The organism is Streptomyces sp. NPDC014870, from assembly GCF_043081505.1.
Taxonomy (GTDB): Bacteria; Actinomycetota; Actinomycetes; order Streptomycetales; family Streptomycetaceae; genus Streptomyces.
The window spans coordinates 51,103-63,875 of the sequence record NZ_JBIBWQ010000007.1 but is presented as its reverse complement, the minus strand read 5'-3'; the positions used below and the strand labels follow the sequence as shown (position 1 = coordinate 63,875).

At 73.5% G+C, this 12,773-nt stretch carries 11 protein-coding genes; 7 read left to right on the top strand and 4 right to left on the bottom strand.

Annotation, left to right across the window (positions count from 1 at the left end):
* Window positions 1–28: 28 nt before the first annotated feature.
* Window positions 29–772 carry a barstar family protein gene (locus tag ACF09C_RS20630; RefSeq protein ID WP_392093099.1) on the top strand — a complete coding sequence of 248 codons (744 nt, stop codon included), beginning with the start codon at window positions 29–31 and terminating at the stop codon, window positions 770–772.
* 299 nt (window positions 773–1,071) lie between these two features.
* Here the strand turns inward: ACF09C_RS20630 and ACF09C_RS20625 are convergent, their stop codons facing one another.
* Together ACF09C_RS20625 and ACF09C_RS20620 are read right to left on the bottom strand one after the other, a co-directional pair.
* On the bottom strand, window positions 1,072–4,983 hold the full coding sequence (locus tag ACF09C_RS20625) for a hypothetical protein (protein WP_392093097.1): 3,912 nt from the start codon (window positions 4,981–4,983) through the stop codon (window positions 1,072–1,074).
* On the bottom strand, window positions 4,980–5,372 hold the full coding sequence (locus tag ACF09C_RS20620) for a hypothetical protein (protein WP_392093095.1): 393 nt from the start codon (window positions 5,370–5,372) through the stop codon (window positions 4,980–4,982). Before ACF09C_RS20620 ends, ACF09C_RS20625 begins: the two co-directional genes overlap by 4 nt.
* Window positions 5,373–5,629: 257 nt before the next feature.
* Between ACF09C_RS20620 and ACF09C_RS20615 the strand changes: the two genes are divergently transcribed.
* Together ACF09C_RS20615 and ACF09C_RS20610 are read left to right on the top strand one after the other, a co-directional pair.
* Complete coding sequence (locus ACF09C_RS20615; protein WP_392093094.1) at window positions 5,630–5,776, top strand: SCO1431 family membrane protein; 147 nt, start codon at window positions 5,630–5,632, stop codon at window positions 5,774–5,776.
* Window positions 5,777–5,944: 168 nt separating this feature from the next.
* Window positions 5,945–7,117: an acyl-CoA dehydrogenase family protein gene (locus ACF09C_RS20610; RefSeq protein ID WP_392093092.1), complete on the top strand. Its 1,173-nt coding sequence runs from the start codon at window positions 5,945–5,947 to the stop codon at window positions 7,115–7,117.
* Here ACF09C_RS20610 and ACF09C_RS20605 read toward each other — a convergent pair.
* Window positions 7,080–7,385, bottom strand: coding sequence for a hypothetical protein (locus tag ACF09C_RS20605; protein ID WP_392093090.1), 306 nt, complete (start codon window positions 7,383–7,385; stop codon window positions 7,080–7,082). The genes ACF09C_RS20610 and ACF09C_RS20605 overlap by 38 nt on opposite strands.
* Window positions 7,386–7,622: 237 nt before the next feature.
* On the opposite strand from ACF09C_RS20605, the gene ACF09C_RS20600 reads away from it, so the two are divergent.
* Window positions 7,623–8,744 carry a hypothetical protein gene (locus ACF09C_RS20600; RefSeq protein WP_392093088.1) on the top strand — a complete coding sequence of 374 codons (1,122 nt, stop codon included), beginning with the start codon at window positions 7,623–7,625 and terminating at the stop codon, window positions 8,742–8,744.
* Window positions 8,745–8,810: 66 nt separating this feature from the next.
* Complete coding sequence (locus ACF09C_RS20595) at window positions 8,811–9,902, top strand: phosphotransferase family protein (protein ID WP_392093087.1); 1,092 nt, start codon at window positions 8,811–8,813, stop codon at window positions 9,900–9,902.
* A 6-nt stretch (window positions 9,903–9,908) separates the two neighbouring features.
* On the opposite strand, the gene ACF09C_RS20590 is transcribed toward ACF09C_RS20595, so the two are convergent.
* Window positions 9,909–10,277 (bottom strand): hypothetical protein, encoded by a 369-nt coding sequence (locus ACF09C_RS20590; RefSeq protein ID WP_392093085.1) that lies wholly within the window; start codon window positions 10,275–10,277, stop codon window positions 9,909–9,911.
* Between the two features lie 204 nt (window positions 10,278–10,481).
* Between ACF09C_RS20590 and ACF09C_RS20585 the strand changes: the two genes are divergently transcribed.
* Both ACF09C_RS20585 and ACF09C_RS20580 read left to right on the top strand, forming a co-directional pair.
* Window positions 10,482–10,922, top strand: coding sequence for an Lrp/AsnC family transcriptional regulator (locus ACF09C_RS20585; RefSeq protein ID WP_361968103.1), 441 nt, complete (start codon window positions 10,482–10,484; stop codon window positions 10,920–10,922).
* A 67-nt stretch (window positions 10,923–10,989) separates the two neighbouring features.
* Window positions 10,990–12,615 carry an amidohydrolase gene (locus ACF09C_RS20580; protein WP_392093084.1) on the top strand — a complete coding sequence of 542 codons (1,626 nt, stop codon included), beginning with the start codon at window positions 10,990–10,992 and terminating at the stop codon, window positions 12,613–12,615.
* The last annotated feature ends 158 nt before the right edge of the window (window positions 12,616–12,773 follow it).

Below are 12,773 nucleotides of genomic sequence, written 5' to 3'. Positions count from 1 at the left end.
GTGAGGGCGCGTACCTGGCGAGGTTTTCATGAATCTCCCTGTAGGGATTCCTCTCTATGTGGTCATTGAAGAAGAGTCGCGGGACGTACTTATTTCGGCTGAAGACGTCCTGGGGTTCTTTGACGAGTCACCGGAGGTGACTTTCCTTGGAATCCACGAGATGCGGGAAGGGAAGCGTAGGACTGACGATGCGGTGCTTGAGGTCAGAGATCATCTGGGAAGGGTGATCGGCGAGTATTTCATCGGGCGGGCTGTGCTTGGCGGCGTCGATGCGCTGACGCCGGAAGGTAGGCCATCGAGTGTCTCGTATCACTCCTTCGGTAATCGCTGTGAATACCGTGAAGCTGCGGAGATTTGGCGGCGATGGGCGGCGGTCGCCGAATTGCCCAAAGGGGAGTGGGTACAGCAGTCGGCGAGTTTCCAGGAAGCCTGGCTCCACGTCGTTCAAAACTCGTGGTTCACTGTGGGACGGCGAGCTGCGCGCTACGGTCCTGATGAGGTTGTGAACCTGGATGGCGCACAGATCCTCACGCCTTCCGGCTTTTACTGTGCGCTGGGAGAGGCGGTGAACGGCCCTGGCGGATACTTCGGGTCGAATCTTGATGCACTTGCGGACTGCATGTCCTCAAGTTGCGGAAACGGGCCCTTGGCGGAAATTGTGTGGAGCGATTTCGAAACGTCCCGGCGTTCGCTGAGCGATGGCTTCGTCGCGTCGCTCATGGACCTCCTCCGGGAATTCCGCGTAGCTGTTTCTGTTCGCCGCCTCTCGTGAATGTTCATGGTGGCGAACCTGAGGTCCCGTCAGGTGTGACTGGTGAGGCCTCAGAGGCGTCTGACGGCAGTAGTCGAAGGCAATGTCAGCGGACTAGGAGCGGGACTGCCGCCAGGCGGGCATGGCGCGCCGCGAGTCCGGGGCAGGCGCCGAGACACCGATCCAGCACGAGGCACCTGAAGGGACCGGAACGGACGCCAACAAGTCAGCGCCGCGCGCTGCGGTCGCTCGGGCTGGTGTGAGCATGTTCGCCTCGTGAAGGGGGACTCCGTCGGTCGGGGCCACGGTGGACCGTCCCTTCACCCCGTCGCCTCGACGAACGCGTCGGCCATCGCGGCCACCGCCTCCGGCCACTTCCGGGCGAGGGCGCCCACGCACGGACGCCAGTCGCCCTCGCGCAAGGCGCGCGCCAAGAGTGGGCGGGCCTGGGCGGGATCCAGTTTCCGGGCGACGTCGACGAGGACCAGGGCCCTCTCCGCGGGGATCGGCACGCTCTCGGCGAGGGCTAGGGCCGCGTCCGGGTCTCCGCACGCCGCCATGGCGACCGCGACCTCACCGACGAAGTCGTGCCACTCCTCCGGCCCGACCCCTTGCGTCGCCACACCGAGCAGTTCGCGCGCCGCCCCGGCGTCGCCTGCGCGCGCCGCCGTGGCCGCGAGCAGCGACATCGTGCGACGCCGCCAACCGGGCGACTGCATCGTGCCCGCGAGCCGCGCGGTCTCCAGAAGGTCGCCCCTCGCCGCCGCGACGTGCATCCGCACCGTCGTGCGGACGTCCCGCGCGTACGGGTGCAGGAGCGGGCGGGCGAGCCGCTCGGCCCGGTGGTGCAGCCCGGCGCCAACGAGCGCCTCGGCCAGCCACAGCAGCGCTTCGTCGAGGGCGTTGGAGGGCGTCGCCTCGGCGGCTGCCGCCTCCGCCAGGTCCGCGATCCGATGCAGTTGCGCGTGATCCTCGTGCGGTGTCGTGATCACCATCTCCCGCCAGCCGCGCACCTGCGCCGCGGGGTGCTTCACCGCCGCCAGCAGGGCCTCGGCACGCCGGGGCGAACCTGCCGCGTACAGCGCCTGCGCGAGTCGGCTCACCTGGTACGCGGCCGAGTCCGAGTCGGAGGGATCGGTCCTCGCGGCGGCGAGGGCCTTCGCGGCGAACGCCGTGACATGTGCCGGACGCCTCGCGCGCCCGGCCGCGCCGACGAGGGCCGTGAGACAAGCGGCCCGCACCGCCGGCCGCGCCTCGCGCAGGAGCTGTCCCGCCGGCTGAAGCGTCGCCGCCCGGTAGAGCGCCTCCACCAGCTCGGGCAGAGCGTTGGTGAACGAAGGTTCCTCGGCGAGCCTGCTGTCCGCCGTACCCGCCCTCTGTGCCAGGACGCCGGCGCGCGCCCTGTCGCCTGCGACCGTGAGGCCACGCAGCAGAGCGGCCAGAGACCGGGCCTCCTCGCCACCGTCCAGGAAGCGCGCCCCTCGCTCCGCCTCGGCGGCCGTCTCCGCCGCCTCGGGGCGCTCGCCGGCCTCGGCGAGCGCCAGCGCCAGGCCCGCCAGCCCCTCGGCCCGGCGCCGGGGCGAGCGGAGCGTGCGCGCCGCAGCCAGGGCCTCCGTCAGCCGCCCCTCCGCGCGCAGCGCGTGCACCATGGCCAGCAGCAAGCGGTCCCGTACGACGGTGCTGTCGCCGGACCGGACGAGAGCCTCGGCGCGTACGTGCAGCCCCTGACGGACCGCCACCTCGATCAGGTCGCATGCCGTCTCCTGGGCCGTGTAGGAGGAGAGCGTGCGCATCAGCTCTTCGGCGCGGTCGTACGCGCCGGCCCGAGCGAGCGCCTTCGCAAGCTGGGACAGCGCGAACGACGCTGCGTGACTCCTTCTGAGAGTGCGCGCCGCCGCCTCGGCGCGGTCGGCGAGACGGCCCACCTCCGCCGGGCCCCCCGCCGGCGCGGCGTGCTCCACCAGGTAGGTCCACTCTCGTACGCGCGACGAGGGATCCGGCAGCGCGTCGACGCCGGCGCACGCGCGCGTCCAGAGCCGGGTGGCCCGGGCCCGCTCCTCCGCCCCGGCGGTGTTCCGCACCAGCCCGTCAGCCGCGACGGCCGCGAGCTGCTGCAGCCCCGCGTTGCGCAGCATCGGCTCACCGATCCGGTCCACGATCGCCTCGGCGCGGTCGAACCGGCCGGCCCTGGCCAGTTCGACGGCCACCCGCTTCAGGGCACGCTCCCTCAGGAAGGGATCCGGCACGGTGGCGGCGGTCGCCTCGGCCGTCGCGTACCGGCCGGCGGCGGCCTGGGCCCCCACCACGGACTCGAGTGCGAAGGCCCGGGCCCGCGACGTCAGCGCGGAGGCGACCCGCTCGGTCTCCTCGACGCGGCCCTGCCGGCCCCACACGTCCGCCACGGTTCGCCAGGCGTCCTCCCGGCCCTCGGGTCGGACCACCGCGGCGATCAGGGTGCGGAGCCGCGCGTCTTGTCCGGTTCGTGCCAGCGCCTCGACACAGGCGCCGGCCGCGCCGCGGCGCTGCGCCTCGTCCGTGAGCGCGCCGACCACCGCTGTCGCCTCGTCCACCAGTCCGGCTCCGGCCAGCGCGCCCGCGAGCGCGGCCGACGCCTCGCCCCGGAGATGAGTGTTGACGATGCCGCGGGCGGTCGCGCTCGTCCGGTCGGCGAGGCGCACGGCCCGCGCGCGGTCTCCGGCGCGGGCCGCCCGCTCCACGAGGTCCGTCAGGAGCGCGGCTCGGGTGCGCGGCTCCGGGGTCGCACCGGCCAGGGCCTCCGCTCGGGCGAAGTCGCCGAGTACCGCCCACGCGCTGGGCAGCGCCGTCGGCAGGGCCGCGTTGCGGGCGGCCAGCAAGCCGTGATGGACCGCCAGCACGCCCAGCGCCGACAGGTCGGGCGGCTGCTGGGCGAGGGCCGCGTCCTGGGCGGTGCCGATCTCGGCCAGCGCCGCCGCGTCCGCTCCGGTGCGGGCGAGCAACCGCGCGTGGCGGGCGCCGTCCGTGGCGCAGGCCGTCAGCTCCCTGGCCATGCCGCTGTCGGCGAGCATGGCGGTGTATCCGCGCAGCAGGTAGTCGGGGGTGTCCTCCGGCCAGCCACGCGCGCGGTACGCATCCGCCCAGGCGCACAACCGCTGCCGGTGGGCGACGAGCTGAGCCCCGAGGAACCGGCGCGCCGCGGCCTGGAGTTCCTCGTGCGCGAGCAGGTACGCGTCCGGAGCGGCACCCTCGGCCGCGTTCACCACGCCGCTTGCGGCAGCCCTGCGCCGGGTGAAGGTGCGGGCCGTCACCGTCCCGAGCAGCTCGTCGACGCGCCACCGGTCGAGGCCCGTCAGCTCCGCGAGATCGGCCGCTCGCAGCCCGCCACCGGACGCGGTGACGAGCCCCAACAGGTCCTGTTCCGCCGGGGAACCGTGCAACAGCCGCTTGAGCTCACGTTCGGCATCCCGGCGTACCACCTGGGCGTGTGGCGACATGCCGAGCTCCCGGACAAGGACCTCCCCGTTCCGTAGCGGATGATCGTCCGGCACGTCGGCCGCCGGCGGTGGATCGGGACGGCTCGCGACCACGACCCGCAGTCCGTGCGGCAGGGTGGCCGGCAGGAGCGCGGCGATGCTGTGGACCTCCGGCCCCGACGCGGCGCCGCGGTCCTCGTCGAGCCCGTCGACGAGAAGGACCAACCTCTCCCCGCGCTCCTCGCACAGCGCCGCGGCGTCCGTGAGCAGGGCGATGAGGTGCGCGCCGCGCGTGGCCTCGGAGAGATGCGCCGGCAGCGGTCGGTCGAGCAGATCGGCCAGCTGCTCCAGTACGACGTCGGTGAAGCCGGTCCGGTCGGCGTGGCCGGCGAAGCGCCCGGTGACGAAGAAGCTCACCACGCGTGTGCCCGCCGGCGGGTGCAGAGCGAACCAGGCCATCAGGGCCGACTTGCCCGCCCACGCGGGCGCCCGCCACCACAGGTAGCCGGGGCTCACGGGATCCGTGCAGAACGCCGTCAGCTCCTCCAACTCCGCCTTTCGGTCGCGGAGTTCGGAGGGTGCGATGGCCCGCACCTGGTGCAGGTACGCGGAGCGGACCGGCGTCCCCACGGTGACGAAGACGTTCGTCTGGACGCCCCCGTCGCCGATCTGCACCCCACGCGCGTGCGAGGCGTCGATACGCGCGCCGGGCGCCGGCCGGCCGAACCGCTGGGGGCCGTCGGCCGCGCCGCCCGGCGGAGGGGCCGCGGCGCCGGTCAAGAGAACGTGTTCGTCTGCGTGTTGTGGTCCCCGACCTGCACACCCTTGGCCTGATCGGCGTGCACCTCGTAGTGCGCCGGTCGTACGTCGGCCCTGTCGGCCCGCTCCAGCAGGAGCCGGGCGGCGGCGATGACGTCCTCGTCCCGGTCCGCGCCCACCTCCACCAGTCGCTCCCGCAACCGCGCTTCCCACAGCCCCGGTTCGATCTCCTCGGCCTCCAGCAGCTCCCCCGTCTCCGCGTCCTCCCGACCGTCCTCCGTCACCCGGCGACGCCGCAGCGCGTCCCGGAGACCTGCGTACGCGTCCCGTACGGCACTGCCGGCCGACTCCGAGACACCCGCGGCGGCACCGGTGGCCAGCGCCGCCAGGATCAGCTCGACACCTGTCATGTCCTTCTCCGTTCCGCGGGGCGGTTCCCTCGGTCGGCCCAACGACCCGACCGGGCGTCGAGGCACGGTACAGCGCGAGCGGCGCCGTGGTCTCCGGCACAGGAGGGGGCTGCTCCCTCCATGGCCTCGAGCGCCCGACACCCGCGCGGGACAAGGCCTCGCGACTGTCGGCATCCGCTGACGAGGGTCGTACGGGCCCCGGGGGCGTGACCGACGTCTCTACCGCGCGGCCGCCCCCGGCTGGCACTGTGGTCGCCATGACCGCCACCACCCACGCCGCCGCCCGCTCCCGTGCCCGCACCGGGGGGCCCAAGGACGACGGTCCGAAGATCCTCGAGCACGTCCTCGGCTGGACCCTCGTCGTCGTCCTCGCCATGTTCGTCACGCAGGCCGGCCTGATGTGAGCCCGAAGTGGCGGCCCGGGTGACCGGACGCCGCCGAACGGGCATACTCCCCGCGCCACGGGCGTCGGGCGACCCCCGCCGTGAACCGCCGGGGGCAGCATCGGCGCAGCAGTGACCACCGGTGGCGCCGCGCGCAGGCACGGCGCCCGACGGGGAGGAGTACGCCGTATGCCCGACCGCGTCCCGCAGGGAGTGGACCGCCGGCTGCCGACCGAGGAGGCCGGTGAGCTGCTCGCCCTGGTCCGGGAGATCGCCGAGCGGGAGATCGCCCCCCGCGCCGCCGAGGAGGAGGCCGCCGGCCGCTTCCCCCGCGAGCTGTTCTCCCTGCTCTCCTCCTCCGGCCTGCTCGGCCTTCCGTACGACTCCGCCTACGGCGGCGGCGACCAGCCCTACGAGGTGTACCTCCAGGTCCTCGAAGAGCTGGCCGCCGCCCGCCTCACCGTCGGGCTCGGGGTCAGCGTGCACTCGCTCTCCTGCCACGCGCTGGCGAACTTCGGTACGGACGAACAGCGGGCCGCCCACCTCCCTGCGATGCTCGGCGGCGGCCTCCTCGGCGCGTACTGCCTCTCCGAACCGGCCTCCGGTTCGGACGCGGCCTCGCTGCGGACGAAGGCGGAGCGGGACGGCGAGGACTGGGTGCTCACCGGCACCAAGGCATGGATCACGCACGGCCCGATCGCCGACTTCCTCACGGTCATGGCCCGCACGGGCGAGGAGGGCGCCAAGGGGATCACCGCCTTCCTCGTCCCGGGGGACGCAGAGGGGCTCGGCGCGGCCCCGCCCGAGCGGAAGATGGGGATGAAGGGCTCGCCCACCGCCCAGCTCCACCTCGACGGGGTGCGCGTCCCCGACGCGCGGCGGATCGGCGAGGAGGGGCAGGGGTTCGCCATCGCGCTCTCCGCCCTGGACTCGGGGCGGCTCGGGATCGCGGCGTGCGCGGTGGGCGTCGCCCAGGCGGCGCTGGACGTCGCCGTGGCGTACGCGCGCGAGCGGCGGCAGTTCGGCCGGCCGATCGCCGACTTCCAGGGGCTCCGCTTCCTGCTCGCCGACATGGCGACCCGGATCGAGGCGGGCCGTGCGCTGTACCTGGAGGCGGCGCGGCAGCGCGACGAGGGGCGTCCCTTCGGGCGCGCGGCGGCCATGGCGAAGCTCTTCTGCTCGGACGCCGCGATGCAGGTCACGACGGACGCGGTGCAGGTGCTCGGCGGCTACGGCTACACGGCGGACTTCCCGGCGGAGCGGTACATGCGCGAGGCGAAGGTGCTGCAGATCGTCGAGGGGACCAATCAGATCCAGCGGATGGTCATCGCACGGCACCTGGTCGGCCCGGAGTCCCGCTGACCAGGGTCCCGCTGACCCCGCTCACGCGCACGGTCCGGTCCGCCCACACCGGGGCGGCGGTCAGCCGGTTCCACTCCTGGTCGGTCCGGCCCGGGAGGGTCCGGCCGTTGCTCGCCCACTGGTGGAGCATCGCCCGGTAGATGGGCGGGTCCGCGAGGTGCGCGGGCGCCGGTGCCGGCACGGGCGGCCGGGGAACCGATTCTTCAAAGCGCGGCTCGGCGAGTCTCCGCCGCCCGGTGCCGATGGGGGCCGTGTACAGCGTGGTCATGCCGTGCCCAACGCGCCCCGCCCGGCGCGGGTCACCGCCGGGCGGATTCGAGGAGGCGTTCGACGGATACCCGGCGGCCGGGCCCGCGCCCGGCTCGCGCCCGGCCGGCGCGGGCCGGGCGCGGTGTGCGTGCGGTGCGGGGCGCGGTGTGCGGCGCGATCGGGTCCCGCACGGCTCTGGCCTCCGACCGGGATTCTGACTTACCGTCAGATCCCGCTGTCGACCAGGAGGTCACACGTGTCAGACGACCGGCCCGTACCGCTCGACGAGTACCCCGTGCACCAGGCGCCGCTCTCGATGAAGCACCACGTCAGCGGCGACCGCAACGCCTACGACCGGTGCATCTTCCACGTCTTCGACCACGAGGGCCGCGCCCTGCTCATCGCCGGACTCGGCGTCTACCCCAACACCGGGGTCGTGGACGCCTACGCGACCCTGCGCACCGGCGACCGCCTGCACGCGGTCCGCGCCTCCGACGCCCTCGGCGACGACCGGATGAGCCTCGCCGTCGGCCCCCTGCGCATCACGGTCGACGAACCCCTGAAGACGCTGAGCCTGCGCTGCGAGCCCGACCCGGACGACCCCGATGCGCTCTCCTTCGACCTCACCTGGACCGGCGACTTCCCGCCGGTCTGGGAGCCGCACCACACCCAGCGCCGCGGCGACCGGCTCACCCTGGAGGGCCGCCGTTTCGTCCAGGCCGGCCACTGCGTCGGCACCGTCCGGGCGGGCGGTGAGGAGTTCGCCGTCACGGCGGGGGAGTGGACCGGCACCCGCGACCGCAGCTGGGGCGTACGGCCCATCCCCGGCGAGGAGCCCGGCCGCGCCGAGGAGTTCCGGCCCGAGGGCTTCCACTGGCTCTGGATACCCATGCGCTTCGACGACCGCTTCCTCATGGTCATCGCGCAGGAGGACGCGGACGGCTACCGCACCCTCAACGAGGCGCTGCTGGTACGGAACGGGCAGCGCGACGCCCAACTCGGCTGGCCCCGCACCGACATCACGTACCGCCCCGGCACCCGTACCCCCGAACGGGCCGTCGTCCATCTCGCCGACCCGTCCGGGAAGCCCCTGGAGGTCGACGTCGAGATCCTCGCCTCCTCCCCGCTCGCCGTCGGCGCGGGGTACCCGCCCGCCACGGACTGGCAGCACGGCACCTGGCAGGGCCGCGGGTGGACCGACCGCCGGGTCTACGACCTCTCCGACCCGGCCGCCCACCCCATGGCCGCCTATGGCGTCACCGACCACGCGGCCCGCTTCACCCTCGAAGGCCGCACCGGCTACGGGATCTTCGAGCACGGCTCCTTCGGCCGCCACGACCCGAGCGGCTTCGCCGACTACACCTCCACGGCCGACTGACCACCGCCGACCGACTCCGGCCGAGCGACCACCGGCGAACCGAGCCGCCCACGACAAGGAGCGTCCATGGCCACCGCCCCCCGCCCGCGCACCAGCACCCGCGACCCCGAGGAGCTGGGCCGCCGGCTCACCGACTGGCTCGAACCCCGCCTCCCGGGCGCCCGCGTCACCGGGCTCGCCGTGCCCGGGTCCAACGGCATGTCCAGCGAGACCCTGCTCTTCGACGTCGAGCACCCCGACGCCCCCGTACGCGGCTGCGCCCTGCGGCTCGCCGCCGACCCCGCCGCGTACACGATCTTCCCGGTCTACGACATGGAACGGCAGCACCGGGTCATGCGCCTGGTCGGGGAGCACACCGACATCCCCGTCCCGCGCGTCCTCTGGCTGGAGAGCGACCCGGGGCCGCTCGGCGCCCCGTTCTTCGTGATGGCCCGCGCCGAGGGGCGCGTACCGCCGGACGTCATGCCCTATACGTACGAGGGGAACTGGCTGCACGCCGCCACCGACGACGAACGCGCCCTCCTGGAGGCCGAGTCCGTCTCCCTGCTCGCCCGGCTGCACGACCAGTTCCCCGCCGATGAGGCGGAGTTCCTGCTGCCCGACGGCGCCGGGAGCCCGCTGCGACGCCATGTCGACGCCCAACGCGCCTACTACGCCTGGGTCGTGAAGGGCCTCGCGCCGTCCCCGCTCATCGAGTCGGCCTTCGACTGGCTGGAGGCGCACTGGCCCGCCGACGAGGGGCCCGCCGTCCTCAACTGGGGCGACGCGCGCATCGGGAACATCGTCTACGACGGTTTCCGGCCCGCCGCCGTCCTCGACTGGGAGATGGCCGGCTGCGCCCCGCGCGAGGTCGACCTCGGCTGGACCGTCTATCTCCACCGCTTCTTCCAGGACCTGACCGTCAGCTTCGGCCAGCCGGGCCTTCCGGGCTTCCTCCGGCGCGACGCGATCGAGCGGCGGTACGCCGCACTCACCGGACACACGCCGCGCGCCATGGAGTTCCACACCCTCTACGCGGCGCTGCGGCACGCGATCGTGATGCTCAGGGTCGCGTACCGCCAGGCGCACTTCGGGGAGGTCCAGGTGCCGGAGAATCCGGACAGCCTGATCCTGCACCACGCCACGCTCGCGGCGATGGTGCGGGGCGACTACTGGTAGGCGTCGTTACGCCGCGCGCCGCATCTGCGGCACCTTGATCGGACGCGAGCCCGGACCGCCGACGTGCGAGAAGGGCTGCGTGCGCCAGTCGAGCCCCTGGGGGAGCGTCAGCAGCAGCGCGGTGTCCTGCTCCTGGACGTCCAGCGTCTCGTCGGCGGGGCGCGCCTCCGCCGCGGCCAGGCCGGTGCCGGAGCAGACCGTCAGCACGAACGGGTTCCAGGGCGTCGGGCACAGCGCGTGCTCCGGCAGCGTGTCCTCGTCCGCGAGCAGCGCGATCGGCTGGACGCAGTCCGGGCAGATCACCCGGTACATCTCGAACGTGTCGTACGCGTCGAGCTCGTCGGTCGTCTCGACCGAATCAACAGGCTCCTGCATGGAGAATCTCCCCCTCGGGTGGGTCGACCGAAGTACGTATGGCCTCGACCACAGCAAGCAATTCCCATACGGCCGGGTGCATAACCGTGAGGTCTCGATCCAGCCGTCGACAAACCTGTGGCGTTCGTCACATGCCGCTCGCAGGTGCCCCGAGGATGCCACCCCCACTGTGCCGAAGGACCCCCGGGGCAATAGGTTGACCGCATGGAGGAGCTGGATCGTCAGATCGTCGAATTGCTCGTCAGGGACGGGCGCATGAGCTACACCGACCTGGGCAAGGCCACGGGCCTGTCCACCTCGGCCGTACATCAGCGCGTCCGCCGACTGGAGCAGCGTGGTGTCATCCGCGGCTACGCCGCCGTCGTCGACCCGGAGGCCGTCGGCCTTCCGCTGACCGCCTTCATCTCCGTCAAACCCTTCGACCCCAGCGCCCCGGACGACACCCCCGACCGGCTCGCCGACATCCCGGAGATCGAGGCCTGCCACAGCGTCGCGGGCGAGGAGAACTACATCCTCAAGGTGCGCGTCGCGACCCCGCTCGAACTGGAGCACCTGCTCACCCGGATCCGCTCCCAGGCGGGTGTCTCCAGCCGTACGACGGTCGTCCTGTCCACCCCGTACGAAGCCAGGCCGCCGCGCGTCTGACCTTCTCCGGCCAGGTGCCCGGCCCCGGCGTACGGCCGGGCACGGCCGCGGCTCTAGCCTGGTCACCATGAGCGAGACCCTCAGCGACACCGAGCACCGCACCGTCCTGCTGCGCGGCGGAGAAGTCCACAGCCCCGCAGACCCCTTCGCCACCGCCATGGTGGTGGAGCGGGGGCACGTCGCCTGGGTGGGGTCGGAGGGGGCCGCCGACGCCTTCGCCTCGGGCGTGGACGAGGTCGTCGACCTCGAAGGCGCGCTCGTCACCCCCGCGTTCGTCGACGCCCATGTGCACACCACGGCCACCGGTCTCGCGCTCACCGGCCTCGACCTGTCCGCCGCCGCCTCGCTCGCCGAGGCCGCCGAGCTGATCCGCTCGTACGCCGGCTCCCGCCCCGCAGACCGGATCCTCATCGGCCACGGCTGGGACGCGGCGCGCTGGCCCGAGCGCCGCGCGCCGCGCCGCGACGAGCTGGACGAACTCACCGGCGGCCGGCCGCTCTACCTCACCCGGATCGACGTCCACTCGGCCGTCGTCACCACCGCCCTGCTCGACCTCGTCCCGGGTGTCCGCGACCGCACGGGCTTCCGCGACGGTGAACCGCTGACCGGCGACGCCCACCACGCCGTCCGCGCCGCCGCCTACGCGGCCCTCTCGCCCGCGCAGCGCACCGAGGCCCAGCGCGCGGCCCGCCTGCACGCCGCCTCGCTCGGCATCGGCACCCTCCACGAGTGCGGCGGCCCCGAGATCTCCTCCGAGGACGACTTCACCGGCCTCCTCGACCTCGCCCGCACCGAGTCAGGACCCCGCGTCGTCGGCTACTGGGCCGACCTCGACGTCGAGCGGGCCCGTGCGCTCGGCGCCGTCGGCGCGGCCGGCGACCTCTTCGCCGACGGCTCGCTCGGCTCCCACACCGCCTGCCTGCACGACGCGTACGCCGACCACGCGGGCCACACCGGCGTCGCCCACCTCGACGCCGCCACCGTCGCGGCCCATGTCGTGGCCGCCACCGAGGCGGGGCTCCAGGCCGGCTTCCACGCCATCGGTGACGCCGCCGTCTCCGCCGTCGTCGACGGCGTCCGGGCCGCCGCCGAGAAGCTCGGACTCGCCCGGATCCGGGCCGCCCGCCACCGTGTCGAGCACGCCGAGATGCTCACCCCCGAGACGATCGCGGCCTTCGCCGAACTCGGCCTGACCGCCTCCGTCCAGCCGGCCTTCGACGCGGCCTGGGGCGGCGAGGACGGCATGTACGCCGAGCGTCTCGGCGCCGAGCGGGCCCGCACCCTCAACCCGTACGCGGCCCTGCTCCGGGCCGGTGTGCCGCTGGCCTTCGGCTCGGACAGCCCGGTCACCCCGCTGGACCCCTGGGGCACCGTCCGCGCCGCCGCCTTCCACCGCACCCCCGAGCACCGGATCTCCGTCCGGGCCGCCTTCACCGCCCACACGCGGGGCGGCTGGCGGGCCGTCGGCCGCGACGACGCCGGCACCCTCGTCCCCGGCGCCCCGGCCGACTACGCGATCTGGCGCGCCGACGAACTCGTGGTGCAGGCGCCGGACGACCGGGTGGCCCGCTGGTCGACCGATCCGCGCTCGGGGACGCCGGGCCTGCCCGATCTGACCCCCGGCGGAGAGCTGCCCGTCTGTCTGCGCACGGTGGTCTTCGGACAAACGGTCTACGTACGGCCGAACGAGTGACGTCGGGACATTTCGTACCGCCGATCGATGATCAACCGGCCGGTCGGCGACCTGCGGATCCTCCCCACTGACCTGGCAATATCGGTCATCTCCGCAGGTCAAGCGAGTGTTGACAGCGTCCGGCGGGGGGCGGGTAGGTTCTCCGCGTCCACCAAGGG

Bases quoted from the DNA above. Each gene is read 5' to 3' on its own strand.
- ACF09C_RS20580 (WP_392093084.1), top strand. From the start codon at position 10,990: ATGAGCGAGACCCTCAGCGACACCGAGCACCGCACCGTCCTGCTGCGC.
- ACF09C_RS20605 (WP_392093090.1), bottom strand. From the start codon at position 7,385: ATGACCACGCTGTACACGGCCCCCATCGGCACCGGGCGGCGGAGACTC.
- ACF09C_RS20610 (WP_392093092.1), top strand. From the start codon at position 5,945: ATGCCCGACCGCGTCCCGCAGGGAGTGGACCGCCGGCTGCCGACCGAG.
- ACF09C_RS20585 (WP_361968103.1), top strand. From the start codon at position 10,482: ATGGAGGAGCTGGATCGTCAGATCGTCGAATTGCTCGTCAGGGACGGG.
- ACF09C_RS20595 (WP_392093087.1), top strand. From the start codon at position 8,811: ATGGCCACCGCCCCCCGCCCGCGCACCAGCACCCGCGACCCCGAGGAG.
- ACF09C_RS20615 (WP_392093094.1), top strand. From the start codon at position 5,630: ATGACCGCCACCACCCACGCCGCCGCCCGCTCCCGTGCCCGCACCGGG.
- ACF09C_RS20590 (WP_392093085.1), bottom strand. From the start codon at position 10,277: ATGCAGGAGCCTGTTGATTCGGTCGAGACGACCGACGAGCTCGACGCG.
- ACF09C_RS20620 (WP_392093095.1), bottom strand. From the start codon at position 5,372: ATGACAGGTGTCGAGCTGATCCTGGCGGCGCTGGCCACCGGTGCCGCC.
- ACF09C_RS20630 (WP_392093099.1), top strand. From the start codon at position 29: ATGAATCTCCCTGTAGGGATTCCTCTCTATGTGGTCATTGAAGAAGAG.